Genomic DNA, 25,347 nt, shown 5'->3' on the forward strand with positions numbered 1-25,347 from the left:
CAAGGCAAGGCGGGGAAACTGAGGGGCGTTATCTTATATCAAACCATGGTGGAATGGGGCCGCGTTACGGCCCTTTCGCGGCACAAGGCCGCTCCTACAAAGACCGCGCTGCCTGTGTAGGAGCGGCCTTGTGCCGCGAAAGGGGCGCAACGCGCCCCCGGCGATCTCAAGCCTGTTGTGGCTCTGCAACCTTCTCGGCGGGCTTGGGCAACGACGACAGCAACGCCATCACCAGCGCCGCCAGGTACGGCAACGACTGCACCAGCAACATCGCCACCCAGAAGCGCATGTCCGAACTCGGCAGCCCCTGCACCAGGTAGATCCCCAGCGCCGCGCCCCACAGCAGCAACATGATGAACAGCTCTTCGCGGGCTTCGGAGATCGCCACCAGCACACCGTGGCTGTCGGCATTCTTCGGTGTGCGGAAAAACGGCATGCTGCTGGTGAAGAAACCGTACAGCACCGCCTTGGCAATGGTGTGCGACAGCGCCAGCCCCGCCAGCGCTGCAGCGAAGGCATCTTTCATGTTGACCCCAACCGCGCGGCGGTAGAGGAAGACGATCTTGCCGACCTTGAAGAAAAACAGCGCCAGCGGCGGAATGGCGAACATCATCAGCGGCGGGTCGACCCGGTGCGGCACGATGATCATCGCCGCCGACCACAGCAGCGCGCCGACGGTGAAGAAGATGTTCATGCCGTCGGCGATCCATGGCAGCCAGCCGGCCAGGAAGTGGTAGCGCTGGCCGCGGGTCAGCTCGCTGCCCTTGCCGCGCAGCAGGGCGCCGGCGTGGTGCTTGATAATCTGGATGGCGCCATAGGCCCAGCGGAAACGCTGTTTCTTGAAGTCGATGAAGGTGTCGGGCATCAGGCCCTTGCCGTAGCTGTTATGGGCATAGGCTGCCGACAGACCCTTCTCGAACACGCGCAGGCCAAGCTCGGCATCCTCGCAGATGCACCACTCGGCCCAGCCCAGCTCCTCGAGCACGCTGCGCCTGGTCATGGTCATGGTGCCGTGCTGGATGATCGCGTCACGGTCGTTGCGGGTGACCATGCCGATATGGAAAAAGCCCTTGTATTCGCTGTAGCACAGCTTCTTGAAAGCGCTCTCGTGCTGGTCGCGGTAGTCCTGGGGCGATTGCACCACGGCGATCTTCGGGTCGGCAAAGTGCGGCACCATGTGCTTGAGCCAGTTGCGATCGACACAGTAGTCCGAGTCGATCACCGCGATCACCTCGGCGTCCTTGGCCGTGTGCGGGATCAGGTAGTTCAGCGCGCCACCCTTGAAACCGGCCAGCGGCGCGACGTGGAAGAACCTGAAGCGCTCGCCGAGCTTTTCGCAGTGGGCCTTGAGCGGCTCCCACACGGCCGGGTCCTTGGTGTTGTTGTCGATCACCAGCACTTCGTAGTCCGGGTAGTCCAGCGCGGCGAGGGCGTCGAGGGTCTGCTTCACCATCTCCGGCGGTTCGTTGTAGCACGGCACGTGCACCGAGACCTTGGGCCGGTAGGCGCTGTCGCCCTGCACGGGCAGGAACTCCCGCCGTCGCTTGTGAATCCACACCGCCTCGGCCAGTTCATGGGCCTCGGTCAGCAGCACGATGAACACCCCGAGGGCGCCCAGCGCCAGCAGCACGCCCACGGTGAGGCTGAACCAGGTGCTGTACTGCTGGCTGTAGTCATAGGCGATCCACACCAGCACCGACCCGCACAGGAAGGTGATGAAGGTGAGGAAGGTGCGCCCGCGCTGGCGCAGGGCCGAGCCGTCGATCAGCAGGATGGCCAGGGCGATCATCGCCAGCACCACCGAGGCCACGGCCAGGGCGCGCCATTGCGGGATCGCCACGATCGGGCCCTCGAAGTTGAATTTCTGCTGGCGCTCGGCGTTGTACACGCCCCAGTAGGCGCCCACCGAGCCTTCGTCGCTGGCCTTCCACGGCTGATCGTAGGCTTCGATGACGAAATAGTTGTAGCCGCGGCGGTTGAGGGTGTTGACCAGGGTGCGCAGGTAGATGGCCTGGTCGGCCTGGGTGGCGTCGGCGCCGCCGCGCATGCGGCCGTTGCTTGGCCAGCCGACCTCGGACAACAGCAGCGGCTTGCGCGGGAACTGCTTGCGCAGCTCGCGGGCACGGTCGAGGACGAACTGCACCGAGTCCTTCATGGGCACGAACTCCCAGTAGGGCAGGATGTGCGCGGCGACCAGGTCGACGTGTTTCGCCAGTTCCGGGTGCTCCTTCCAGATGTGCCACTGCTCACTGGTGGTCACCGGCACCTTGACCGCGGCGCGGACCCGGTCCAGGTATCCGATCAGTTGCTCGGCGGTGACTTCCTCGCGGAACAATGCTTCGTTGCCGACCACTACCCGCACCACGCTGCGCGAGGTGTTGGCCAGGCCGATGGCCTTTTCGATCTCCCGCTCATTGCGTTCCTGATCGTTGCTGATCCAGATCCCCAGGGTGACACGCAGGCCAAGCTCTTCGGCCAGGCGCGGCACCTCGGCCTGGGTACCCTCGACGGTGTAGATACGGATGTTGTCGGTCAGCTTGTTCAGTTGCTCGAGGTCCTGGCGGATCTCGTCCTCGCTGGGGTATTGGCCCTTCTGTGGGCTCTGGCCGAGACGGAACGGCGAGTAGGAGAAACCGGAAATCTGTTCCGGCCAGGCGGGGGCGGATACCGGGCGGTTGATCAAGGCCCAGAACCCGGTGAACAGCGCGGCGATGGCCAGGACCACCACCAGGTTGAGACCGAATTTACGTGATGACATAGGTGTTCGAGGTTCCGAAGAGGGGAGCGAGGCGTCGCCGCTGGGGCGTGGGTCCTACGGATTCCGGGGAAGGTAATCCGTTGGATTGTCGACAGAGGATGTAGTTCTCAGTCCGCCTGGCTGTCGTCCAGATATAGTTGCTTGATAGGACATTAAAGCAGGCATGGCAGGATTTTTTCCAATCCGTGGCCGCTCTGGCACGCCCAGGTGGCGTGATCGGGCCGTGCGCTATGCCCGCGAGCCCATGGCTTGGCCTATAATGCGCGCCGGTTTTTTCGGGGTATCAGCATGAGCACAGAAGATCCACGCTTCGCCGGCGTCGCCCGGCTCTACGGCGACGACGGCTTGCAGCGCCTGAGTCAGGCCCATGTGGCCATCGTCGGCATTGGCGGGGTTGGCTCGTGGGCGGCCGAGGCCCTGGCCCGCAGCGGCGTGGGCGAGATCAGCCTGTTCGACCTGGACGATGTCTGCGTGAGCAACACCAACCGTCAGGCCCATGCCCTCGAAGGCCAGGTCGGCCGAGCCAAGGTCGAGGTGATGGCCGAGCGCCTGCGGGCGATCAACCCAGCCTGCACGGTGCATGCGGTGGCCGATTTCGTCACCCGCGAGACCATGGCTGAGTACATCACCGAGCAGATGGACTGCGTGATCGACTGCATCGACAGCGTGATGGCCAAGGCGGCGCTGATCGCCTGGTGTCGCCGTCGCAAGATCGCCATCGTCACCACCGGTGGTGCCGGCGGGCAGATCGACCCGACCCAGATCCAGCTTGGCGACCTCAACAAGACCTTCAACGACCCGTTGGCTTCACGGGTGCGCTCGACCTTGCGCCGCGACTACAACTTCTCGCGCAACACCAGCCGCAACTATGGCGTGCCATGCGTGTTCTCCAGCGAACAACTGCGCTACCCCAAGGGGGATGGCAGCGTGTGCCTGCAGAAGAGCTTTGTCGGTGAAGGCGTGCGCCTGGACTGCGCCGGTGGATTCGGTGCGGTGATGATGGTGACCGCGACCTTCGGCATGGTCGCGGCGAGCAAGGCCGTGGAGAAACTGGTGGCCGGGGCGCGCCGGCCTTCTGAGCGGATCAAGCCTGAATAAATGGGGCCCTTCGCGGGTAAACCCGCTCCCACAGGTCTTGCACACTTCCTGTGGGAGCGGGTTTACCCGCGAAGAGGGCAGCACCGATTCAACGGTTAGACACCAGCTCCGCCATCTTCAGCAACACCGCATGCAGCCCATTGCTGCGTGACGGCGACAACTGCCGCTCCAGCCCCAACTGGGTAAACCAGGCGCTCAGGTCCAACCCCATCAGTTGATCGCTGGCCAAGCCTTGCACCCGCACCAGCAGAAGCGCCAGCAAGCCCCGCAGCATCCGCGCATCGCTGCCGGCCTTGAACCGCCATTGGCCGTCATCTTGCACCGCCACCAGCCATACCAGGCTTTCGCAACCGTGCACGCGGTTGTCCTCGGTCTTCTCCGCATCCGTCAAAGGCTCAAGGCGATCCCCCCACTGCATCAGCAACCGCGCCCGCTGCTCCCAGCCGCGCGCCTGCTGGAAACTCTCCAGCGCCTGGCTGGCCTCGGCCGACAGGCTCATCGCAGCAGCTCCAGGCCCTGGTCGAGCGCCTCGAAGAAACGTTGCAGGTCGTCGCTGTCGGAATAGAGCCCCAACGACACGCGGATCGCGCCGTCCAGGCCCAGGTGCCTGAGCAGCGGCATGGCGCAATGATGCCCGGCGCGCACGGCGATGCCCTGTTCGGTCAGCAGGTGGGCAATATCGGCGTTGTGCACCCCATCGATGACGAAACTGGCCAGCGCCACCTGGGGCGCGCCGAGCAGACGAACCCCCTCGCGATCAGCCAGACCGCGTACCAGATGCTGGTGCAGGGTGGCCTCATGGGCAACCACCGCGTTGGCATCGAGGCTGGCCAGGTAATCCAGGGTGGCGCCCAGTCCGATGACACCCGCGATCGGCGGCGTGCCGGCTTCGAAGCCCAGCGGTGCCGGGCGGAAGCTGGCCTCCTGGTAGTCCGCCAACTGCACCATCTCGCCGCCGTACTGCCAGTGGCGCAGCAGTGCCAGCGCCTGCTGGCGGCCGTACAGCACGCCCACGCCATCCGGGCCGTAGAGCTTGTGGCTGGAAAACACATAGAAGTCGCAGTCCAGTTGCTGCACGTCGTGGCGACCATGGACCACGCCTTGCGCGCCATCGACCACGCTCAGCGCGCCTTGGGCTCGGGCATGGGCCAGCAACGGTGCCAGCGGCTGCCAGGTTCCCAGCACATTGGACAACTGGCTGATCGCCAGCAAGCGGGTGCGCGGGCCGATCAGTTGCAGGGCCTGTTCCAGGTCGACATGCCCCAGGTCGTTCACCGGCAGGATCACCAGGCGCAGTTGACGTCGATGCGCCAGTTGTTGCCAGGGCAGCAGGTTGGCGTGGTGTTCCAGGGCGCTGACGGCGATTTCGTCACCGGCCTCGAAGCGGTGCTCCAGGCCATAGGCCAGAAGGTTCAGGGCCGAGGTGGCGCCGTGGGTGAAAACGATCTGCCGCGAGTCGGCGGCATTGAGCCAGGCGGCGACCTTGTCGCGGGTACCCTCGAAGGCCTGGGTGGCCAGGGCGCCGGGCAGGTGCTGGGCGCGGTGCACGTTGGCGGCGCCATGGCCATAGTAATGGCTCAGGGCATCCAGCAAGGCCTGGGGCTTCTGGGTGGTGGCGGCGCTGTCCAGGTAGGTCTGGTGCTGCCGTTGCAGGGCGGCGATGGCGGGGAAATCGGCGCGCCAGGGAGAGGGCTGGAACATGTTAGCGGGGCCTGGAATAAAAATCGGGTCTGCCCACAAGCAAAGCCTGTGAGCAGACCCGATCTTATCACTTCAAACCTGGGCAGGTTCTCAGTTGTGCGCGTGCAGCGCCTCGTTCAGCTCGATGGCCGACTTATGGGTCTTGCACTCCACCGCGCCATTGAGCGAGTTGCGACGGAACAGCAGGTCGGTCTGGCCGGCCAGGTCGCGGGCCTTGACCACCTTGACCAGCTGGTTGTTCTCGTCCAGCAGGTTCACCTTGGTGCCGGCGGTGATGTACAGGCCGGCCTCGACGGTGTTGCGGTCGCCCAGCGGGATGCCGATGCCGGCGTTGGCGCCGATCAGGCAGCCTTCGCCGACCTTGATGACGATGTTGCCGCCACCGGACAGGGTACCCATGGTCGAGCAGCCGCCGCCCAGGTCCGAGCCCTTGCCGACGAACACGCCGGCGGAGACGCGGCCTTCGATCATGCCCGGGCCTTCGGTGCCGGCGTTAAAGTTGACGAAGCCTTCGTGCATGATGGTGGTGCCTTCGCCGATGTAGGCGCCCAGGCGCACACGGGCGGTGTCGGCGATGCGCACGCCGGCCGGCACGACGTAGTCGGTCATCTTCGGGAACTTGTCCACCGAGAACACTTCCAGCAGTTCGCCTTTCAGGCGCGCTTCCAGTTGCAGCTCGGCCAGCTCGGCCAGGTCGACCGCGCCCTGGTTGGTCCAGGCGACGTTCGGCAGCAGCGGGAAGATGCCGGCCAGCGATACGCCGTGCGGCTTGACCAGGCGGTGCGACAGCAGGTGCAGCTTGAGGTAGGCCTCGGGGGTGGAGGTCAGCGCGCCGTCTTCGGCCAGCAGGGTGGCGACCAGCGGCTTGTGGCTCTCGGCCAGGCGGGTCAGCAGCGCGGCCTGGGCGGCATCGACGCCCTTGAGCGCGTCGGCCAGCTGGGCGGCCTGGGCGGTGGTGAAGGCGATGGCCTGGTTGCCCCCTTCATAGCCCAGTACCGGTGCAACGGCCGCGACCAGTTCGGCGCAGGGCTTGAGCACAGGCTGTGCGTAGAAGACTTCCAGCCAGGCGCCCTGGCGGTTCTGGGTGCCGACACCGAAGGCCAGGCTGAACAGCGATTGAGACATGCGATTACCTCGTACGAAATTGGGATGGAGCGTAATGCGGGATCAGGTCAGCGCCGCGGCGTACAGGTCGGGCTTGAAGCCGACCAGCGTGCGCTCGCCGAGGTCGAGCACCGGGCGCTTGATCATCGACGGTTGGGCGAGCATCAATTCGACGGCCTTGGCCTGGTCGAGATCGGCCTTGCTGGCGTCATCGAGCTTGCGGAAGGTGGTCCCGGCGCGGTTCAGCACGACTTCCCAGCCGTGCTCGTCGCACCAGCGGTTCAGGCTGTCGCGGTCGATGCCCTGGGTCTTGTAGTCGTGGAAGTCGAAGCCGATGGCCTTGTCTTCAAGCCAGGTGCGGGCCTTTTTCATGGTGTCGCAGGCTTTGATGCCGTAGAGAGTGTAAGCCATTGAATGCCTGGGGCAGCCTGGTCGGGCCGGGCGTCCCCGATGCTCCTTGAAGATTGGGTGGGCCGATTATGCGGCATCGATGGGGCTGGCGCCACGGCTGCGGGCTGGAAGGCCACGCCGATGTGTTTCACCGCTTCTCGCGTAGCATTGTGTTACATATTCACGGCCAGGCTGCGACTATCGTGCAGCGGTCCACGATAGCGCGTCCCCGCTAACATATTGTTTCAATGGCGATGTTTCGCCTCGCTGTGGTTTCTCCGATCAAACAGGAAGCTTGCCGATGCAGTCAGCCTATACCGTCCTTATCCTGCTGATGCTGGTGAGCGTGTCAAAACTGGTCGGGCGGGTGCTGCCGCTGCCCTTGCCGCTGGTGCAGATCGGCGCCGGCGCCTTACTGGCCTGGCCGACCCTGGGGCTGCACGTGGCGCTGGACCCTGAGCTGTTCCTGTTCCTGTTCCTGCCGCCGCTGCTGTTCGCCGACGGCTGGCGCATGCCCAAGCGCGAACTGTGGCGCATCCGCGGACCGGTGGTGGCGCTGGCGGTGGGGCTGGTGCTGTTCACCGTGGTCGGGGCCGGCTACTTCATCCACTGGTTGCTGCCGAGCATTCCGCTGGCGGTGGCCTTCGCCCTGGCGGCGGTGCTGTCGCCCACCGACGCCGTGGCCGTGTCGGCCATCGCCCAGGACCGTCTGCCGACACCGCTGATGCACATGCTTCAGGGCGAGGCGCTGATGAACGACGCCTCGGGCCTGGTGACCTTCAAGTTCGCCCTGGTGGCGGCGATAACCGGGGTATTCTCGTTGACCGAGGCCAGCCTGACTTTCGTCCTGGTCGCCCTTGGTGGCCTGGCGGTGGGGGTGGCGTTGAGCTGGCTGGTCGGGCGCCTGCGCATGTGGATGATCACCCGTGGCTGGGACGACCCGGCCACCCATGTGGTGTTCATGCTGCTGCTGCCCTTTGCCGCCTACGTGCTCGCTGAGCGCCTCGGCGTGTCCGGCATTCTCTCGGCGGTGGCCGCCGGGATGATGCAGAGCTGGCTGGACCTGCTGCCCCGGCAGACCAGCACCCGCCTGCTCAACCGCAGTGTCTGGTCGCTGCTGGAGTTCGCCTTCAACGGGCTGATCTTCCTGCTGCTGGGCCTGCAACTGCCGGACATCATCAAGGCGGTGGTGAGCGACGAGGCTGCCGTGTGGTCGACCCTGGCCTGGCGCTGCCTGGATGTGGTGGCAATCTTCGCCACGCTGGTGCTGTTGCGGTTCATCTGGGTGCAGAGCATCTGGCGAGCTATCGGCGTGGTTAGACGCTGGCGTGGCAAGCCCGCGCTGGTGCTGATGCCGACTGCGCGCTCGTGCTGGTTGCTGACCCTGGGCGGCGTACGCGGCGCGGTGACCCTGGCGGGCGTGATGTCGGTGCCGCTGCTGATCGGCGCGAGCAAGGCGTTCCCCGAGCGCGACCTGCTCATCTTCATCGCCGCCGGGGTGATACTGCTGTCGCTGGTCAGCGCCTGCATTGCCTTGCCGATCCTGCTGCGCGGCGTGACCAAGAGCCCGGACGAGCGCTTGCACCAGGAAGTGCAGGAGGCCTGGCGACGCACGGCAGAGGCGGCGATCCATGCGCTCGAGGCCGAGGAGGTGATCGATGCCAACGCGCCGCAGGATGCCGCCCAGGCGACTCTGGCCACCGAGCTCAAGGCGCGGCTGATGGCCGAGTACCGCGATGAGCTGGACAGCTACAACGACAGCGCCGAGGCCAGGGCGCTGGCCGAGCAGATGGATCAGCTGGAGCGTCGTTTGCGCCTGCGCGCCCTGCGTGCGCAACGGCTGGAACTGTACGAGCTGCATCGCCAACACTTGGTGGGGGACGAAGTGGTGCGCCAGGTGCTGGGCGAGCTGGACCTGAGCGAGGCCAATCTCGGGCAGGTCCGCTAGTTACTTGCACGAAGCCGGATAGACCAGGCGCATGAAGCGCTTGTCCTTCTTGCTTATTTTCAGGTTATGGCTGCGCTTGAAGCCATGGTGCGTGAGCTTCTGCCTGATGCGGTAATGCATGATCGACTGGCTGTCATAGGGCAGGATGAGCAGGTCGCCGTTGTCGGGCAGTGGCAGGAACTGAGTGGCGAGGTCCTCTTCGATCAGCTCGTCGAGGTCATCCGGGTTGTTGGCCTCGTCGACCAGGAGCACGGCCAGCAACTGGCGCAACGCGTCCAGGTCCCAGGGGATGTTGGCTTGTGGGTGCTGGTGCTCGTGCTCCATGCCCAATGCGTGCCCGAACTCATGCAATACGTACGACTCGAACAACGGGTCCGACAGCTTGACCCCCAATGCCATGGTGGCGCCGTCCACTTCCAGGGCCTGGTTGCCCAGGAAACTGAAATTCACGCCTTCCTGCACATCGGTCTGGATGCGGATCTCGGCTTCGTTGACGTTGTTGTCGAGGAGTTCGAATGTCAGGTTGGCGTATTTCAGCCATTGGCACGCGGTGTCGAAGATCGCTTTCTTGAGCCACGGGCAGGGCGTACCGATGAACGAGATCCTCAGCGTCTGGCCTGGGCGCCAGAACACGGAATGATCGGCCACCGAGCGCTTCTTGCGCGGCTTCATCGCTTGGGGCAGTTGCAGCTTCTGGCGTAGGCGGTAGGTCGCGTTTGCCACGAGAACATCGGACATCGTTGTGCACCTTCAGGGGTTGGGAGGTGCCAACTATCGGTCGCCAGCGTTCTGCACTGACGGTACTTAATGCTTGCCTCGATTGAGATTGCGCCCCCCTGTGAGGAGGGGCGCCTGCCATCAGCGGCCCAGGAACGCGCGAATCCGCTCGGCCGCCTCGATGCACTCGGCCAGCGGCGCGACCAGCGCCATGCGCACGCGCCCAGCGCCCGGATTGGCCCCGTCCACTTCGCGGGAGAGGTACGAACCTGGCACCACGGTCACATGCTCGGCCTCGAACAGGTCGCGGGTGAAGTCGGCGTCGCTGCCTGGCACCTTGGCCCACAGGTAGAAGCTGCCGTCCGGGCGTTGCACATCGAGCACTGGCTGCAGGATGTCGAGCACGGCATCGTACTTGGCGCGGTACTGGTCGCGGTTGTCGCGCACATGGGCCTCGTCCTGCCAGGCGGCGATGCTGGCCAGCTGGGTCTGCACCGGCATGGCGCAACCATGGTAGGTGCGGTACAGCAGGAACGGCTTGATGATCGCGGCGTCGCCCGCGACGAAGCCCGAACGCAGCCCCGGCAGGTTGGAGCGCTTGGACAGGCTGTGGAACACCACGCAGCGCTTGAAGTCATGACGGCCCAGCTGCGCGCAGGCGCTGAGCAGGCCCGGTGGTGGCGCGTCCTCGTCGAAGTACAGCTCGCTGTAGCACTCATCGGCGGCGATCACGAAGTCGTGCTCGTCGGCCAGGGCGATCAGCTTTTTCAGGGTGTCCATCGGCACCAGGGCGCCGGTGGGGTTGCCCGGGGAGCACAGGAACAGGATCTGGCAACGTTTCCAGACTTCGGCCGGCACGGCGTCGAAGTCGGGGTTGAAGCCATTGTCTTCCAGGCAGGGCAGGTAGTGCGGGGTGGCGCCCGCCAGCAGGGCCGCGCCTTCGTAGATCTGGTAGAACGGGTTGGGGCTGACCACCAGGCCATCTGCCGAGCGATCGACCACGGCCTGGGTGAAGGCGAACAGCGCCTCGCGGGTGCCGTTGACCGGCAGGATATGGCGGTCGGCGTCCAGCCAGCCGGCCGGCACGCTGAAGCGCCGTTCGCACCACTGGCCGATGGCCTGGCGCAGGGCCGGCAGGCCCAGGGTGCTGGGGTAAACCGCCAGCTTGTCGAGGTTGTCAGCCATGGCCTTGGCGACGAAGGCCGGCGATTCGTGCTTCGGCTCGCCGATCGACAGGGCGATCGGGCGTTTGTCCGCCGCCGGCTTCACGCTCCCCAGCAGGGCACGCAGTTTCTCGAACGGGTAGGGCTGGAGCTGGGTCAGTGCTGGGTTCATTGGCGCAAGGTCTCGTTATCGTCAAAAGGTCATGCGGGTGGGGCTGGCATCGCTGGCCTGGCCGGCCTGCAACTGCTGGACGATGGCCTCCTGCAGGCGGCTGCACAGCTGCGGGTCGGACAGCGGCTGGTTGTCGGCGTCGGTGATGAAGAACACGTCCTCCACGCGCTCGCCGAGAGTGGCGATCTTGGCGTTCTGCAGCGAGATGTCGAACTCCAGGAAGATCCGCCCGATCCGCGCCAGCAGGCCGGGCCGGTCCGGGGCGGTGATCTCGAGGATGGTCACCGGGCGCTGGGCATCGTTGAGAATGGTCACCTGCGGTGGGAAATCGAAGTGCTTGAGCTGGCGCGGGACCCGGCGCTGGATGATCGCCGGGTAGTCCTCGGGGGTGCGTAGCGCTTCGGTCAGGCCATCGCGGATCTGCCTGACCCGCTGTGGGTTGTCGCCGATCGAGCCGCCGTCGTTGTCGAGCACGATATAGGTGTCGAGGGTGAACTGGCTGCTCGAGGTGATGATCCGGGCGTCGTGGATGTTCAGGTTGAGCTGGGCCATGGCGGCCACGGTCACGGCGAAGAAATCGTGCTGGTCGGGGGCGTAGATGAAGATCTGCGTGCCGCCCTCGAACTCGCGCTGGGTGGTTTCCTTGATCAGCACCAGCGGCCCGCCGTCGGCCGGCTGCTGGAGGATCGCGTCGCTGTGCCAGGCCACGTCGGCAGCGTTGTGCTTGAGGAAGTAGTCGTCACCCAGTTGCGACCAGAGTTGCTCGACGTCGTCCGGGTCGGTGCCTTCGCGCACCAGGATGTCGAGTGCGGCGCTCTGGGTCTGGCGGATCTGCTCCTCGCGGTCCAGCGGGTTTTCCAGGCCCCGGCGCAGGGCGCGCTTGGTCTCGGTGTAGAGCTGGCGCAAGAGGCTCGCCCGCCAGGAGTTCCACAGGCTGGGGTTGGTGGCGTTGATGTCGGCCACGGTCAGCACGTAGAGGTAGTCCAGGCGCGTCTCGTCGCCCACGTGCAGGGCGAAGTCGTTGATCACCTGCGGGTCGGAGAGGTCCTTGCGCTGGGCAGTGGTAGACATCACCAGGTGGTTCTGCACCAGCCAGACGATCAGCCGGCTGTCCCAGGCCGGCAGCTGGTGACGCGCGCAAAAGGCTTGTGCGTCCACTGCGCCCAGCTCGGAATGGTCGCCCTGGCGACCCTTGCCGATGTCGTGGTAGAGGCCGGCCAGGTAGATCAGCTCGGGCTTGGGCAGGCGACCCATGAGCTTGCTGGCCAGCGGGAATTTCTCGGAAACCGGGGTGTACTGCAGCTTGCGCAGGTGTTTGATCAGGTTGAGGGTGTGCGCATCGACTGTATAGATGTGGAACAGGTCGTGCTGCATCTGCCCGACGATCAGGCCGAACTCCGGCAGGTAGCGGCCGAGGATGCCATAGCGGTTCATCCGTCGCAGGTTGCGGTGGATGCCGATCTCGCATTTGAACAGCTCGATGAACAGGCTGGTGTTGCGGATATCGTTGCGGAACTTGTCGTCGATCAGGTGGCGGTGCTCGCGCAGCAGGCGCACAGTGTCGGCGCGCACCCCCTTGATCTCGGGGTGCTGCGCCATCAGCACGAAGATTTCCAGCATGGCGAACGGGGTGCGCCGGAAAACATTCGGGTTGACCGCTTCTATATAGCCGTCGTGCAGGCGGAAGCGTGCGTTCAGTGGCTGGGTGGCGCCACTGTCATCATCGGCGAGGATCACTTCCTCGAAGTGCTGGATGATCAGGTCGCACAGCTGGCTGATGCTCATCACCACCCGGTAGTACTGCTGCATGAACTGTTCGATGGCGCGCTTGGGGTTGTCGTCGGTGTAGCCCAGCAGCGCGGCGATGCTGCGCTGGTGGTCGAACAGCAGACGGTCCTCGGCACGCCCGGCGAGCATGTGCAGGGCATAGCGCACGCGCCAGAGGAAGGCCTGGGACGAGGCCAGCAGTTCGTTCTCGCTTTCCAGCAGGAAGTCCTCGCCGGCCAGGGCGTGCAGGTTCAGGGTGCCGTACTGGCGCCGGGCCACCCAGAGCACCGTCTGGATGTCGCGCAGGCCGCCCGGCCCGCCCTTGACGTTGGGCTCGAGGTTGTACTCGGTGTCGTTGTACTTGTGGTGGCGGGCCTTGAGTTCGGCACGCTTGGCCAGGAAGAACTCCTTGCTCGGCCACATGTGCGCGGTGCTGGTGGCGTCGAGCATGCGCCGACGCAGCGACTCGGGGCCGGCAATGGTGCGGCTTTCCATCAGGTTGGTGATGACCGTGAGGTCGGCCCGGGCCTGTTCGGCGCATTCGTCGATGGTGCGCACGCTCTGGCCGACTTCCAGGCCAATGTCCCACAGCAGCGTGAGGAAGCGTTCGATGGCGTCGCGGTACTGCTCGTGCTCGGCGGCGTCGAGCAGGATCAACAGGTCGATGTCCGAGAACGGGTGCAGCTCGCCACGGCCGTAGCCGCCCACCGCCACCAGGGCGATGCCGTCCGGCGCGCCCCAGCTGAACTGGTGCCAGGCCTGTTGCAGGATGTTGTCGACGAACCAGGCGCGGTCCTCGATCAGCCGGCGGATCTCGCGGCCTTCACGGAAACGCTTGTCGAGCACCTCGCCGGCCATGCGGATGGCCTTCTTGAAAGCGGCGATGGGGCTTGCCTTGAGGGCCAGTTCCGCCTGGAACTGGCCGCGGTCGAACAGCTCGGGATCCACCTGGGGCATCGAGTCGCGTTCCTGTTAGTCAGTATCAGGCCGAGGTGCGCGGGATGGTGTCGTCCTTGCGCAGGGTGAAGATCTCGTAGCCGCTGGCGGTCACCACCAGGGTGTGCTCCCACTGGGCCGAGAGCTTGCGGTCCTTGGTGATGGCGGTCCAGCCGTCGCCCAGCACCTTGGTGTCGGCCTTGCCCTGGTTGATCATCGGCTCGATGGTGAAGGTCATGCCTTCCTTGAGTTCCATGCCGGTACCGGCGCGGCCGTAGTGGAGGATCTGCGGCTCTTCGTGGAACACCTTGCCGATGCCGTGGCCGCAGAACTCGCGGACCACCGAGAAACCGTTCTTCTCGGCGTGCTTCTGGATCACTTCGCCGATGTCACCCAGGCGGCAGCCGGGCTTGACCAGCTCGATGGCCTTGTACAGGCACTCCTGGGTGACCTTGGACAGGCGCTCGGCCCATGGCGCGACGGTGCCGACATGGAACATGCGGCTGGTGTCGCCGTGGTAGCCGTCCTTGATCACGGTCACGTCGATGTTGATGGTGTCGCCGTCCTTGAGCGCCTTGTCATTGGGAATGCCGTGGCAGACCACATGGTTGATCGAGGTGCAGATCGACTTGGGGAAGCCCTTGTAGTTGAGGGGGGCGGGGATCGCCTGCTGGACGTTGACGATGTAGTCGTGGCACAGGCGGTCGAGCTCCTCGGTGGTGACGCCGGGCTTGACGTGCTCCTCGATCATTTCCAGCACTTCGGCGGCCAGGCGGCCAGCGATGCGCATCTTCTCGATGTCTTCTGCAGTCTTGATGGTGACGGTCATGAACAGGCTCTCTACGGCGCCCTGTGTGGCGCGAACAAACGGGAAAGACCGGATTCTACCAGAGCGCGGCGGCGATCTGTCGGGAGAGTCCCGTGGATCCGGTGGTCTATTGAAGGCATTCTGGCCGCAAAGCACGGGTGCTGCAAAAACCGCTGACGGACGAAGCATGATCCGGGTTCCGTTCGCGCTCGGCCTGTGGTATAAAATGCGCCGCTTTCGGGGGATGTCCTCCGTCAGCTCAAACCCACACACGTGTCGACACGATGGCCTGGGTGCCCGGTTTCCCTGGAAACACGGGTTGGTCATTGGGATACGTGGAGGCCCAACCCGACTTATCAAGGAACTATCATGTCCCAAGTCAACATGCGCGATATGCTGAAGGCCGGTGTGCACTTCGGCCACCAGACCCGTTACTGGAACCCGAAAATGGGCAAGTACATTTTCGGCGCGCGTAACAAGATCCACATCATCAACCTGGAAAAAACCCTGCCAATGTTCAACGAAGCTCTGTCCTTCGTAGAGCGCCTGGCCCAGGGCAAGAACAAGATCATGTTCGTCGGCACCAAGCGTTCCGCCGGCAAGATCGTCGCCGAGCAAGCTGCTCGTTGCGGTTCGCCATACGTTGACCACCGTTGGTTGGGCGGCATGCTGACCAACTACAAGACCATCCGCGCCTCGATCAAGCGTCTGCGCGACCTGGAAACCCAGGCCGAAGACGGCACCTTTGCCAAGCTGACCAAGAAAGAAGCCCTGATGCGTTCGCGCGATCTGGAAAAACTGGACCGCAGCCTGGGTGGTATCAAGGACATGGGCGGCCTGCCTGATGCCCTGTTCGTGATCGACGTCGACCACGAGCGCATTGCCATCACCGAAGCCAACAAGCTGGGCATCCCGGTCATCGGCGTTGTCGATACCAACAGCAGCCCGGAAGGTGTTGACTACATCATCCCAGGTAACGATGACGCCATCCGCGCCATCGAGCTGTACATGACTTCGATGGCTGACGCCGTCATCCGCGGCCGCAACAACGTTGCCGGCGGCACTGAAGTCTACGCTGAAGAAGCGGCTGCACCTGCTGCTGAGTAATTGACGCCTGGCGTCTACTTGGCACGCAAAAAGGGGGCTTGGCCCCCTTTTTGCCACCTTGAAATCCTGCTGTCAGCAACGGCCCCGCATCATGGGCGAGCTGATATAAAGGCAGCGATTTGCAGAATTTAACGCCCGTGACGAGCGGGTGGAATGGTTGAAAAACTTTCCAAGAGGATTTTGAAATGGCAGCAATTACTGCGGCGCTGGTCAAAGAACTGCGCGAGCGTACTGGCGAAGGCATGATGGATTGCAAAAAGGCCCTGGAAAAGGCCGGCGGCGACATCGAGAAAGCCATTGACGACATGCGTGCCTCGGGCGCCATCAAGGCCGCCAAGAAGGCTGGCAACGTCGCTGCTGAAGGCGCTATCGCCGTCAAGACCGACGGTAAATCCGCCGTTCTGCTGGAAGTGAACTCGCAGACCGACTTCCTGGCTCTGCAGGACGACTTCAAGAACTTCGTTGCCGAAAGCATCGAAGAAGCCTTCGCCCAGAAGCTGACCGACGCAGCTCCGCTGATCGCCTCGCGTGAAGCCGCTCGTGAAGCCCTGGTTGCCAAGTGCGGCGAGAACGTCAACATCCGTCGCCTGGTGCGCGTTGAAGGCGACGTTGTCGGTGCCTACCTGCACGGCAACAAGATCGGTGCCGTTGTTGTCCTGAAAGGCGGCGACGTCGACCTGGCCAAGAACATTGCCATGCACGTTGCAGCCTCGAACCCAGAGTTCCTGGATGCGTCGGAAATCTCCGCCGAGGCCATCGAGCGCGAGAAGAACGTCTTCCTGCAGCTGAACGCCGACAAGATCGCCGGCAAGCCGGAAAACATCGTTGAAAACATGATCAACGGTCGTATCTCCAAGTTCAAGGCCGAAGCCTCGCTGAAAGAGCAAGCCTTCGTCATGGATCCGGAAGTCAAAGTCGGCGCGCTGGCCAAGAAAGCCGGTGCTGAAATCGTTTCCTTCACCTACTTCAAGGTCGGCGAAGGCATCGAGAAGCCGGTTGACGACTTCGCTGCCGAAGTTGCCGCCCAGGTAGCTGCCGCCAAGCAGTAAGACGGATTCGTCTGTCGCCCCGAAGAGGCTGCCCGCTTACGCGCGCAGCCTCTTTGTCAAAGCGGGAGCGGTTCACGAGACCGTTGTTCGCTGACGCATGAATTGCGTCACGCTAGAGTTACGCGCAGGCTGAAACAGCCCGCCAGATTTTTACAAACGCCGCAGGAGAGATTCGCAATGGCTCAGCAGGGCAGTGGTCATCAGGCTCGCTATAAACGCATTCTACTCAAACTTAGCGGCGAGGCCCTGATGGGCTCGGAAGAGTTCGGGATCGACCCCAAGGTCCTGGATCGCATGGCGCTGGAAGTCGGCCAGCTGGTCGGCATCGGCGTTCAGGTCGGCCTGGTGATCGGTGGTGGCAACCTGTTCCGTGGCGCGGCGCTCAGTGCAGCCGGCATGGACCGCGTTACCGGCGACCACATGGGCATGCTGGCCACCGTGATGAACGGCCTGGCCATGCGCGACGCGCTGGAGCGGGCGAACATCACCGCCATCGTCATGTCGGCCATCTCCATGGTAGGCGTGACCGATCACTACGATCGCCGCAAGGCCATGCGCCACCTGAACTCCAAGGAAGTCGTGATCTTCGCTGCCGGTACCGGCAACCCGTTCTTCACCACCGACTCCGCCGCTTGCCTGCGCGCCATCGAAATCGATGCCGACGTGGTATTGAAGGCAACCAAGGTCGATGGTGTATACACTGCAGATCCATTCAAGGACCCGCATGCCGAGAAGTTCGATCATCTGTCCTACGATGAAGTGCTGGATCGCAAGCTGGGCGTAATGGACCTGACGGCAATCTGCCTTTGCCGCGATCACAAGATGCCGCTGCGCGTCTTCAACATGAACAAGCCCGGCGCCCTGCTGAACATCGTGCATGGCGGCGCGGAAGGAACTCTGATCGAGGAAGTTCAAAAATGATCAACGAAATCAAGAAAGACGCCCAGGCGCGCATGCAAAAGTCGCTGGAGTCGCTGATCCACGCATTTGGCCAGATCCGCACCGGCAAGGCGCATCCGAGCGTCCTGGGCAGCGTGATGGTGCCTTACTATGGCTCCGACACCCCGCTGACCAGTGTCGCCAACGTGACCGTCAAGGACAACCAGACCCTGCAAGTCGTGCCTTTCGAGCGCAACATGCTGGGCGCCATCGACAAGGCCATCGGCAGCGCCGGCTTGAATCTCAATCCGACCAACCTGGGCGAGTTGCTGCTGGTCAATATGCCCCCGCTGACCGAAGAAACCCGCAAGGGCTTCACCAAGCAGGCTCGCGCCGCGGCCGAAGATGCGCGCGTTGCCGTGCGCAACATCCGTCGTGACGCCATGGGTGACCTGAAGAAGCTGTCCAAGGACAAGGAAATCAGTGAAGACGAAGAGCGTCGTGCCAGTGCCGACATCGACAAGCTGATCAAGGATATCGAGGCGCAGATCGCCAAGGCCACCGAAGCAAAAGAAAAGGACCTGATGGCCATCTAAGGGTCAGGACGCCTTCATGGAAAAGACCAAGCAGACTGTGCCCTCCGTGGTGCCGCGTCACGTGGCGATCATCATGGATGGGAATAATCGCTGGGCGAAGAAACGCTTCATGCCCGGTGTTGCCGGGCATAAAGCGGGTGTCGATGCGGTGCGCGCCGTGATCGAAGTGTGCGCCGAGGCGAAGGTCGAGGTGCTCACGCTTTTTGCGTTCTCCAGTGAGAACTGGCAGCGACCGGCGGACGAAGTCAGTGCCCTGATGGAGCTGTTCTTCAAGGCGCTGCGCCGCGAGGCCTCGCGCCTGAACGACAACAACATCAGCCTGCGCATCATTGGCGACCGCTCGCGCTTCCATCCTGAGCTTCAGGCGGCGATGCGCGAGGCCGAGGCCGCGACCGCAGGCAGCAACCGTTTCATCCTGCAGATCGCCGCCAACTACGGCGGCCAGTGGGATATCGCCCAGGCTGCCCAGCGCCTGGCGCGTGAGGTTCAGGCCGGTCATCTGCGGCCGGACGACATCACACCGGAGTTGTTGCAGACCTGCCTTGCCACCGGCGACCTGCCGTTGCCCGATCTGTGCATCCGCACCGGCGGCGAGCACCGTATCAGCAACTTCCTGCTGTGGCAGCTGGCCTACGCCGAGCTGTACTTCTCCGACCTCTATTGGCCGGACTTCAAACACGAGGCCATGCGCAACGCGCTGGCCGATTTCGCTTCGCGCCAGCGCCGCTTCGGTAAGACCAGCGAGCAGGTCGAAGCCGGAGCCCGTGCTTAATGCTTAAACAACGCATCATTACCGCGCTGATCCTGCTGCCGATCGCGTTGGGTGGTTTCTTCCTGCTCAACGGTGGAGATTTCGCCCTGTTCATCGGCTTCGTGGTGACGCTCGGTGCCTGGGAGTGGGCGCGCCTGGCCGGCCTGGTCGCGCAGCCGCTGCGCATCGCCTACGCCGCGGTGGTGGCGGGCGGCCTGATGTTGCTCTACCTGATGCCCGACCTTGCGCCCTGGGTGCTGGGCGCCTCGGTGATCTGGTGGGCCCTGGCCACCTGGCTGGTGCTGACCTACCCGCGCAGCGGCGAGCTGTGGAGCAGCGCCGCCTGTCGCCTGCTGATTGGCCTGTTGGTACTGCTGCCTGCCTGGCAGGGCCTGGTGCTGCTCAAGCACTGGCCGTTGGGCAACTGGCTGATCCTGTCGGTGATGGTGCTGGTCTGGGCTGCCGATATCGGCGCGTACTTCTCCGGTCGGGCCTTCGGCAAGCGCAAGCTGGCGCCGCAGGTCAGTCCGGGCAAGAGCTGGGAGGGCGTCTATGGCGGCCTCGCGGTCAGCCTGCTGATTACCCTGGCCGTGGGTTTCTCCCGCGACTGGAGTGTCGGCCAGGTGCTGCTGGGCCTGCTGGGGGCTGTCGTTGTAGTGATGTCCTCGGTGGTCGGCGACCTGACCGAAAGCATGTTCAAGCGCCGTGAAGGCATCAAGGACAGCAGCAACCTGCTGCCGGGTCATGGCGGCGTGCTCGATCGCATCGACAGCCTGACCGCGGCGATTCCGATGTTTGCCGTGCTGCTGTGGGCGGCTGAGTGGGGTGTGATGTGAGTGCCGTGCAACGCATAACCGTGCTGGGGGCCACCGGCTCCATCGGCCTGAGCACGCTGGATGTCATTGCCCGCCACCCCGACCGTTACCAGGTGTTCGCCCTCAGCGGCTATTCGCGCATCGACGAACTGCTGGCCCTGTGCGAGCGTCATCGTCCGGCGTTCGCCGTGGTGCCGAGCGCCGAGGCGGCCATGCGCCTGCGTCAGGGGCTGGCCGCGGCGGGCTGCGCCACCGAGGTGCTCGAGGGTGAGGCCGGGTTGTGTCAGGTGGCCGCTGCGTCCGAGGTGGATACCGTGATGGCGGCTATCGTCGGCGCCGCCGGCCTGCGCCCGACCCTGGCCGCGGTCGAGGCGGGCAAGAAGGTGCTGCTGGCCAACAAGGAGGCCCTGGTGATGTCCGGGGCCCTGTTCATGGATGCGGTGCACCGCAGTGGTTCGGTGTTGCTGCCGATCGACAGCGAGCACAACGCGATCTTCCAGTGCATGCCCGGCGATTACGCCCGTGGCCTGGGCGCTGTCGGCGTGCGCCGGATCCTGCTGACCGCCTCCGGCGGGCCGTTCCGCGAAACCCCTGCTGAAGCATTGCTGGATGTAACTCCGGAGCAGGCCTGCGCGCACCCGAACTGGTCCATGGGTCGCAAGATCTCGGTCGACTCGGCCAGCATGCTGAACAAAGGCCTGGAACTGATCGAGGCCTGCTGGCTGTTCGATGCCAAGCCGTCCCAGATTGAAGTGGTGGTGCACCCGCAGAGCGTCATTCACTCGCTGGTGGATTACGTCGATGGCTCGGTGCTTGCCCAGCTGGGCAACCCGGACATGCGCACACCGATCTCCAACGCCCTGGCCTGGCCGGAGCGTATCGATTCGGGCGTCGCGCCGCTGGACCTGTTCGCCATCGCCCGTCTGGATTTCCAGGCGCCCGACGAACAGCGCTTCCCATGCCTGCGCCTGGCACGTCAGGCTGCCGAGGCGGGCAACAGCGCGCCGGCGGTGCTCAACGCCGCCAACGAAGTGGCTGTCGAGGCGTTTCTCCAGCGGCGTATCCGCTTCCCGGAGATCGCGGGTATGATCGAACAGGTGCTCGACCAGGAGCCCGTGGTGGCATTGCCCACCCTCGAGGCGGTGTTCGCCGCCGACCAGCGTGCCCGGGAGCTCTCCCGGGAATGGCTGCGACGCCACGGCCGCTGAAGCCTGCGGCCGACTCCGCCGAATGTCACCCGGAGATTGGACATGACTGCGCTCTACATGATTGTCGGCACCCTGATTGCCCTGGGTGTGCTGGTTACCTTCCACGAGTTCGGCCACTTCTGGGTGGCGCGGCGTTGCGGGGTCAAGGTCCTGCGTTTCTCGGTGGGCTTCGGCACGCCACTGGTGCGTTGGCATGATCGCCACGGCACCGAGTTCGTCGTCGCCGCGATCCCCCTGGGCGGCTACGTCAAGATGCTCGACGAGCGCGAGGGCGAGGTCCCGCCAGCGCTGGTCGAGCAGTCGTTCAACCGCAAGTCGGTCCGCCAGCGCATCGCCATCGTGGCCGCCGGCCCCATCGCCAACTTCCTGCTTGCCATCCTGTTCTTCTGGGTGGTGGCCATGCTGGGCTCGCAACAGGTACGTCCGGTCATCGGCGGCGTCGAGGCCGGCAGCCTGGCGGCCAGCGCCGGTCTGAGCGTCGGCCAGGAAATCGTTTCCATCGATGGCGAACCGACCAATGGTTGGTCGGCGGTCAACCTACAGTTGGTGCGCCGCCTTGGCGAGAGCGGCACGCTGCGGGTCGGGGTGCTCGACGAGGGCGCGACCACCGAGCGCCAGCTCGATGTTTCCCTGAATCAGTGGCTCAAGGGCGTCGACGAGCCGGAGCCGATCCAGTCCCTTGGCCTGCGCCCCTGGCGCCCGGCGGTGGTGCCGGTGCTGGCCGAGATCGATCCGAAGGGGCCAGCGGCGGCGGCCGGGCTCAAGACCGGTGACAAGCTGCTGGCGCTCGACGGCGTCGAGCTGGCCGACTGGCAGCAGGTGGTCGACGCGGTCCGCGCGCGTCCCGAGAAAAAGGTCAGCCTGCGCATCGAGCGCGACGGCGCGCCACTCGAGGTTGCCGTCACCCTGGGGCGCAAAGGTGAGGGCCAGGCTTCTGGCGGCTATCTGGGCGCCGGGGTCAAGGCCGCCGAGTGGCCGGCGAAGATGCTCCGCGAGGTCAGCTATGGTCCGCTGGAAGCAGTCGGCGAGGGGCTTTCCCGCACCTGGAGCATGAGCGTCCTGACCCTCGAATCGCTGAAGAAAATGCTGTTCGGGGAGCTCTCGGTAAAAAACTTGAGCGGACCGATAACCATTGCTAAAGTGGCGGGCGCTTCAGCCCAGTCGGGCGTTGGGGATTTCCTGAATTTCCTGGCCTACCTGAGCATAAGCCTGGGGGTTCTGAACCTGCTGCCCATCCCGGTACTGGATGGGGGGCATTTGCTGTTCTACCTGATCGAGTGGGCGCGCGGTCGTCCGCTCTCGGATCGGGTGCAAGGTTGGGGGGTCCAGATCGGTATCAGTTTAGTCGTCGGGGTGATGTTGCTCGCCCTGATCAACGATCTGGGTCGACTATAAAAGCTTCGCTCAATCGCGAAAACCTGCCGCCTTGTCGCGGCAGGTTGTTTATTGCCAGTTGGAATAAAAGGACTTCATGAAACGTCTGCTGCTAACTGCGGTGCTCTCCGCACTGATGATCGCTGAAGTTCACGCCGAGTCCTTCACCATCTCCGATATTCGTGTCAACGGCCTGCAGCGGGTGTCCGCCGGCAGCGTGTTCGGCGCGTTGCCGCTGAACGTCGGTGACCAGGTCGACGACCGCCGTCTGGTCGAGTCGACCCGCTCGCTGTTCAAGACCGGCTTCTTCCAGGACATCCAGCTGAACCGCGACGGCAATGTCCTGATCATCAACGTGGTCGAGCGCCCCTCGGTGTCGAGCATCGAGATCGAAGGCAACAAGGCGATCAGCACCGAAGACCTGATGAAAGGCCTGAAACAGTCGGGCCTGGCCGAAGGCGAGATCTTCCAGCGCGCGACGCTGGAAGGCGTGCGTAACGAACTGCAGCGTCAGTACGTGGCCCAGGGCCGCTACTCCGCCGAGGTCGACGCCGAAGTCGTGCCGCAGCCGCGCAACCGCGTGGGCCTGAAGATCAAGATCAACGAAGGCACCGTGGCCGCGATCCAGCACATCAACGTGGTGGGCAACACGGTCTTCGACGACGAGACCCTCGGCCAGCTGTTCGAGCTCAAGACCACCAACTGGTTGTCGTTCTTCAAGAACGACGACAAGTACGCCCGGGAAAAACTCTCCGGTGACCTGGAGCGCCTGCGTTCCTACTACCTGGACCGCGGCTACATCAACATGGACATCGCGTCCACCCAGGTGTCGATCACCCCGGACAAGAAGCACGTCTACATCACCGTCAACATCAACGAGGGCGAGAAGTACACCGTCCGCGACGTGAAGCTGTCCGGTGACCTGAAAGTGCCGGAAGACCAGGTCAAGTCGCTGCTGCTGGTGCAGCCGGGCCAGGTGTTTTCGCGCAAGGTGATGACCACCACCTCCGACCTGATCACCCGTCGTCTGGGCAACGAAGGCTACACCTTCGCCAACGTCAACGGCGTGCCGCAGCCGAATGACCAGGACCACACCGTCGACATCATGTTCGTCGTCGATCCGGGCAAGCGTGCCTACGTCAACCGCATCAACTACCGCGGCAACACCAAGACCGAAGACGAAGTGCTGCGCCGCGAAATGCGCCAGATGGAAGGTGGCTGGGCTTCGACCTACCTGATCGACCAGTCCAAGACCCGCCTCGAGCGCCTGGGCTTCTTCAAGGAAGTCAACGTCGAGACGCCGCCGGTGCCGGGCACCGACGACCAGGTCGACGTCAACTACAGCGTCGAAGAGCAGGCCTCCGGCTCGATCACCGCCAGCGTCGGTTTCGCCCAGAGCGCCGGCCTGATCCTGGGCGGCTCGATCAGCCAGAACAACTTCCTCGGTACCGGTAACAAGGTATCCATCGGCCTGACCCGTTCCGAGTACCAGACCCGCTACAACTTCGGCTACGTCGACCCCTACTTCACCGCCGATGGCGTGAGCCTGGGCTACAACGCCTTCTACCGCAGCACCGACTACGACGACCTCGACGTCGACGTGGCCAGCTACGCGGTGGACAGCCTCGGTGCCGGTGTCAGCCTCGGCTACCCGATCAGCGAGACCTCGCGCCTGACCTACGGCCTGACCGTGCAGCAGGACAAGATCAAGACCGGCCGCTACACCGTCGACGAGATCTTCAAGTTCCTCCAGGACGAGGGCGACAACTTCCTGAACTTCAAGGCGTCGATCGGCTGGTCCGAGTCGACCCTGAACAAAGGCGTGCTGGCTACCCGCGGTCACTCCCAGAGCCTGACCCTGGAAACCACCGTGCCTGGCAGCGACCTGTCGTTCTACAAGCTCGACTACCGTGGCCAGCTGTTCAAGCCGATCAACAACGACTACACCCTGCGCCTGCACACCGAGCTGGGCTATGGTGATGGTTTCGGCTCGACCTCCGGCCTGCCGTTCTATGAAAACTACTACGCGGGCGGCTTCAACTCCGTGCGCGGCTTCAAGGACAGCACCCTGGGTCCACGCAGCACCCCGAGTCGTGGCGCCGCGGTAACCGGCAACCAGGGCACCATCGCCGACCCGGACCAGGATCCGCTGCCGTTCGGTGGCAACGTCCTCGTCCAGGGTGGCGTGGAGCTGCTGTTCCCGCTGCCGTTCGTCAAGGATCAGCGTTCGCTGCGCACGTCCGTGTTCTGGGACGTGGGTAACGTGTTCGACACCAACTGCGGCTCCAAGCCCGATTGCACCAAGGTCGGTTTCTCGGACATGGCCAGCTCGGTCGGTCTGGGCGTGACCTGGATCACCGCGCTGGGCCCGTTGAGCTTCAGCCTGGCGATGCCGATCAAGAAGCCGGACGACGCCGACACGCAAGTGTTCCAATTCTCTCTGGGCCAGACCTTCTGAGGTCGGCCCTTGCATAACGACAACGGATTATCCAGGAGTGCATCGTGCGTAAGTTGACCCAACTGGCCCTCGTGGCCGCGGCGCTGGTCGCCACCCCGGCTTTCGCCGAAATGAAAGTTGCCGTGCTGAACTATCAGATGGCCCTGCTGGAATCCGATGCGGCCAAGAAGTACGCCGTTGACGCCGAGAAGAAGTTCGGTCCGCAACTGACCAAGCTCAAGGGCCTGGAAAGCAGCGCCAAGGGTATCCAGGACCGCCTGATCAAGGGCGGCGACAAGATGCCTCAGCCTGAGCGTGAACGCCTGGAACTCGAGTTCAAGCAAAAAGCCCGTGACTTCCAGTTCCAGTCCAAGGAACTCAACGAAGCCAAGGCCGTGGCCGACCGCGACATGCTCAAGCAACTCAAGCCGAAGCTTGACGGTGCTGTCGAGGAAGTGATCAAGAAGGGCGGTTTCGACCTGGTTCTGGAGCGTGGCGCGGTCATCGATGTCAAGCCGCAGTACGACATCACCCGCCAGGTCATCGAGCGCATGAACCAAGCTCGTTGA

21 protein-coding genes are annotated in these 25,347 nt (G+C 64.1%); 12 read left to right on the plus strand and 9 right to left on the minus strand.

Annotated elements, in window-relative coordinates:
• Positions 1–166 precede the first annotated feature (166 nt).
• Complete coding sequence (locus POF53_RS04540) at positions 167–2,758, minus strand: glycosyltransferase (RefSeq protein ID WP_203651100.1); 2,592 nt, start codon at positions 2,756–2,758, stop codon at positions 167–169.
• Positions 2,759–3,046: 288 nt separating this feature from the next.
• Here POF53_RS04540 and tcdA point away from each other — a divergent pair, with 288 nt between their 5' ends.
• Positions 3,047–3,856, plus strand: coding sequence for a tRNA cyclic N6-threonylcarbamoyladenosine(37) synthase TcdA (gene tcdA, locus POF53_RS04545; RefSeq protein WP_203651101.1), 810 nt, complete (start codon positions 3,047–3,049; stop codon positions 3,854–3,856).
• 88 nt (positions 3,857–3,944) lie between these two features.
• On the opposite strand, the gene POF53_RS04550 is transcribed toward tcdA, so the two are convergent.
• From POF53_RS04550 to POF53_RS04565, 4 genes are all read right to left on the minus strand, one after another.
• Positions 3,945–4,355, minus strand: a complete 411-nt coding sequence (locus POF53_RS04550) for a SufE family protein (protein WP_475859418.1) — start codon at positions 4,353–4,355, stop codon at positions 3,945–3,947.
• A complete protein-coding gene (locus tag POF53_RS04555) occupies positions 4,352–5,557 on the minus strand; it encodes a cysteine desulfurase (protein ID WP_254463928.1) in 1,206 nt (401 codons plus the stop codon). The genes POF53_RS04550 and POF53_RS04555 overlap by 4 nt, the downstream gene beginning before the upstream one ends.
• A 90-nt stretch (positions 5,558–5,647) precedes the next feature.
• A complete protein-coding gene (gene dapD / locus POF53_RS04560) occupies positions 5,648–6,682 on the minus strand; it encodes a 2,3,4,5-tetrahydropyridine-2,6-dicarboxylate N-succinyltransferase (RefSeq protein WP_203651106.1) in 1,035 nt (344 codons plus the stop codon).
• Between the two features lie 42 nt (positions 6,683–6,724).
• Entirely contained in the window at positions 6,725–7,072 is a 348-nt protein-coding gene (locus POF53_RS04565; protein ID WP_203651108.1) for an ArsC family reductase, read from the minus strand.
• 280 nt (positions 7,073–7,352) lie between these two features.
• Between POF53_RS04565 and POF53_RS04570 the strand changes: the two genes are divergently transcribed.
• Entirely contained in the window at positions 7,353–8,999 is a 1,647-nt protein-coding gene (locus tag POF53_RS04570) for a Na+/H+ antiporter (RefSeq protein WP_234562479.1), read from the plus strand.
• On the opposite strand, the gene POF53_RS04575 is transcribed toward POF53_RS04570, so the two are convergent.
• The 4 genes from POF53_RS04575 to map form a co-directional block, all read right to left on the minus strand.
• The gene (locus POF53_RS04575; RefSeq protein ID WP_203651110.1) at positions 9,000–9,737 is read right to left on the minus strand and encodes a zinc metalloprotease; all 738 of its coding nucleotides are present in this window, start codon (positions 9,735–9,737) and stop codon (positions 9,000–9,002) included.
• Positions 9,738–9,857: 120 nt separating this feature from the next.
• On the minus strand, positions 9,858–11,051 hold the full coding sequence (gene dapC, locus POF53_RS04580) for a succinyldiaminopimelate transaminase (protein ID WP_498966576.1): 1,194 nt from the start codon (positions 11,049–11,051) through the stop codon (positions 9,858–9,860).
• Positions 11,052–11,072: 21 nt separating this feature from the next.
• Positions 11,073–13,775, minus strand: a complete 2,703-nt coding sequence (locus POF53_RS04585; protein WP_475859417.1) for a [protein-PII] uridylyltransferase — start codon at positions 13,773–13,775, stop codon at positions 11,073–11,075.
• A gap of 25 nt (positions 13,776–13,800) precedes the next feature.
• Entirely contained in the window at positions 13,801–14,583 is a 783-nt protein-coding gene (gene map, locus POF53_RS04590) for a type I methionyl aminopeptidase (protein ID WP_050704409.1), read from the minus strand.
• Positions 14,584–14,931: 348 nt separating this feature from the next.
• Here map and rpsB point away from each other — a divergent pair, with 348 nt between their 5' ends.
• The 10 genes from rpsB (at position 14,932) to POF53_RS04640 (ending at position 25,347) form a co-directional block, all read left to right on the plus strand.
• Positions 14,932–15,669 carry a 30S ribosomal protein S2 gene (rpsB, locus tag POF53_RS04595; RefSeq protein ID WP_028690678.1) on the plus strand — a complete coding sequence of 246 codons (738 nt, stop codon included), beginning with the start codon at positions 14,932–14,934 and terminating at the stop codon, positions 15,667–15,669.
• A gap of 185 nt (positions 15,670–15,854) precedes the next feature.
• Positions 15,855–16,718, plus strand: coding sequence for a translation elongation factor Ts (gene tsf, locus POF53_RS04600; RefSeq protein WP_050704410.1), 864 nt, complete (start codon positions 15,855–15,857; stop codon positions 16,716–16,718).
• Positions 16,719–16,895: 177 nt separating this feature from the next.
• Positions 16,896–17,639 (plus strand): UMP kinase, encoded by a 744-nt coding sequence (gene pyrH / locus POF53_RS04605; RefSeq protein ID WP_028690676.1) that lies wholly within the window; start codon positions 16,896–16,898, stop codon positions 17,637–17,639.
• On the plus strand, positions 17,636–18,193 hold the full coding sequence (gene frr, locus POF53_RS04610; RefSeq protein ID WP_203651124.1) for a ribosome recycling factor: 558 nt from the start codon (positions 17,636–17,638) through the stop codon (positions 18,191–18,193). Before pyrH ends, frr begins: the two co-directional genes overlap by 4 nt.
• A gap of 16 nt (positions 18,194–18,209) precedes the next feature.
• A complete protein-coding gene (gene uppS / locus POF53_RS04615; protein WP_203651126.1) occupies positions 18,210–18,965 on the plus strand; it encodes a polyprenyl diphosphate synthase in 756 nt (251 codons plus the stop codon).
• The gene (locus tag POF53_RS04620) at positions 18,965–19,780 is read left to right on the plus strand and encodes a phosphatidate cytidylyltransferase (protein ID WP_203651127.1); all 816 of its coding nucleotides are present in this window, start codon (positions 18,965–18,967) and stop codon (positions 19,778–19,780) included. The genes uppS and POF53_RS04620 overlap by 1 nt, the downstream gene beginning before the upstream one ends.
• 5 nt (positions 19,781–19,785) lie before the next feature.
• Entirely contained in the window at positions 19,786–20,967 is a 1,182-nt protein-coding gene (ispC, locus tag POF53_RS04625) for a 1-deoxy-D-xylulose-5-phosphate reductoisomerase (RefSeq protein WP_498966581.1), read from the plus strand.
• Between the two features lie 42 nt (positions 20,968–21,009).
• Entirely contained in the window at positions 21,010–22,362 is a 1,353-nt protein-coding gene (rseP, locus tag POF53_RS04630) for an RIP metalloprotease RseP (protein ID WP_254463925.1), read from the plus strand.
• Between the two features lie 76 nt (positions 22,363–22,438).
• The gene (gene bamA / locus POF53_RS04635; protein WP_028690670.1) at positions 22,439–24,799 is read left to right on the plus strand and encodes an outer membrane protein assembly factor BamA; all 2,361 of its coding nucleotides are present in this window, start codon (positions 22,439–22,441) and stop codon (positions 24,797–24,799) included.
• Positions 24,800–24,843: 44 nt separating this feature from the next.
• Positions 24,844–25,347 carry an OmpH/Skp family outer membrane protein gene (locus POF53_RS04640; RefSeq protein WP_023629834.1) on the plus strand — a complete coding sequence of 168 codons (504 nt, stop codon included), beginning with the start codon at positions 24,844–24,846 and terminating at the stop codon, positions 25,345–25,347.

This window comes from Mitsuaria sp. RG (genome assembly GCF_028369275.1).
In the GTDB taxonomy this organism is placed as follows: Bacteria; Pseudomonadota; Gammaproteobacteria; order Pseudomonadales; family Pseudomonadaceae; genus Aquipseudomonas; species Aquipseudomonas peradeniyensis.

Bases quoted from the DNA above. Each gene is read 5' to 3' on its own strand.
- POF53_RS04540 (WP_203651100.1), bottom strand. From the start codon at position 2,758: ATGTCATCACGTAAATTCGGTCTCAACCTGGTGGTGGTCCTGGCCATC.
- tcdA (WP_203651101.1), top strand. From the start codon at position 3,047: ATGAGCACAGAAGATCCACGCTTCGCCGGCGTCGCCCGGCTCTACGGC.
- POF53_RS04550 (WP_475859418.1), bottom strand. From the start codon at position 4,355: ATGAGCCTGTCGGCCGAGGCCAGCCAGGCGCTGGAGAGTTTCCAGCAG.
- POF53_RS04555 (WP_254463928.1), bottom strand. From the start codon at position 5,557: ATGTTCCAGCCCTCTCCCTGGCGCGCCGATTTCCCCGCCATCGCCGCC.
- dapD (WP_203651106.1), bottom strand. From the start codon at position 6,682: ATGTCTCAATCGCTGTTCAGCCTGGCCTTCGGTGTCGGCACCCAGAAC.
- POF53_RS04565 (WP_203651108.1), bottom strand. From the start codon at position 7,072: ATGGCTTACACTCTCTACGGCATCAAAGCCTGCGACACCATGAAAAAG.
- POF53_RS04570 (WP_234562479.1), top strand. From the start codon at position 7,353: ATGCAGTCAGCCTATACCGTCCTTATCCTGCTGATGCTGGTGAGCGTG.
- POF53_RS04575 (WP_203651110.1), bottom strand. From the start codon at position 9,737: ATGTCCGATGTTCTCGTGGCAAACGCGACCTACCGCCTACGCCAGAAG.
- dapC (WP_498966576.1), bottom strand. From the start codon at position 11,051: ATGAACCCAGCACTGACCCAGCTCCAGCCCTACCCGTTCGAGAAACTG.
- POF53_RS04585 (WP_475859417.1), bottom strand. From the start codon at position 13,775: ATGCCCCAGGTGGATCCCGAGCTGTTCGACCGCGGCCAGTTCCAGGCG.
- map (WP_050704409.1), bottom strand. From the start codon at position 14,583: ATGACCGTCACCATCAAGACTGCAGAAGACATCGAGAAGATGCGCATC.
- rpsB (WP_028690678.1), top strand. From the start codon at position 14,932: ATGTCCCAAGTCAACATGCGCGATATGCTGAAGGCCGGTGTGCACTTC.
- tsf (WP_050704410.1), top strand. From the start codon at position 15,855: ATGGCAGCAATTACTGCGGCGCTGGTCAAAGAACTGCGCGAGCGTACT.
- pyrH (WP_028690676.1), top strand. From the start codon at position 16,896: ATGGCTCAGCAGGGCAGTGGTCATCAGGCTCGCTATAAACGCATTCTA.
- frr (WP_203651124.1), top strand. From the start codon at position 17,636: ATGATCAACGAAATCAAGAAAGACGCCCAGGCGCGCATGCAAAAGTCG.
- uppS (WP_203651126.1), top strand. From the start codon at position 18,210: ATGGAAAAGACCAAGCAGACTGTGCCCTCCGTGGTGCCGCGTCACGTG.
- POF53_RS04620 (WP_203651127.1), top strand. From the start codon at position 18,965: ATGCTTAAACAACGCATCATTACCGCGCTGATCCTGCTGCCGATCGCG.
- rseP (WP_254463925.1), top strand. From the start codon at position 21,010: ATGACTGCGCTCTACATGATTGTCGGCACCCTGATTGCCCTGGGTGTG.
- bamA (WP_028690670.1), top strand. From the start codon at position 22,439: ATGAAACGTCTGCTGCTAACTGCGGTGCTCTCCGCACTGATGATCGCT.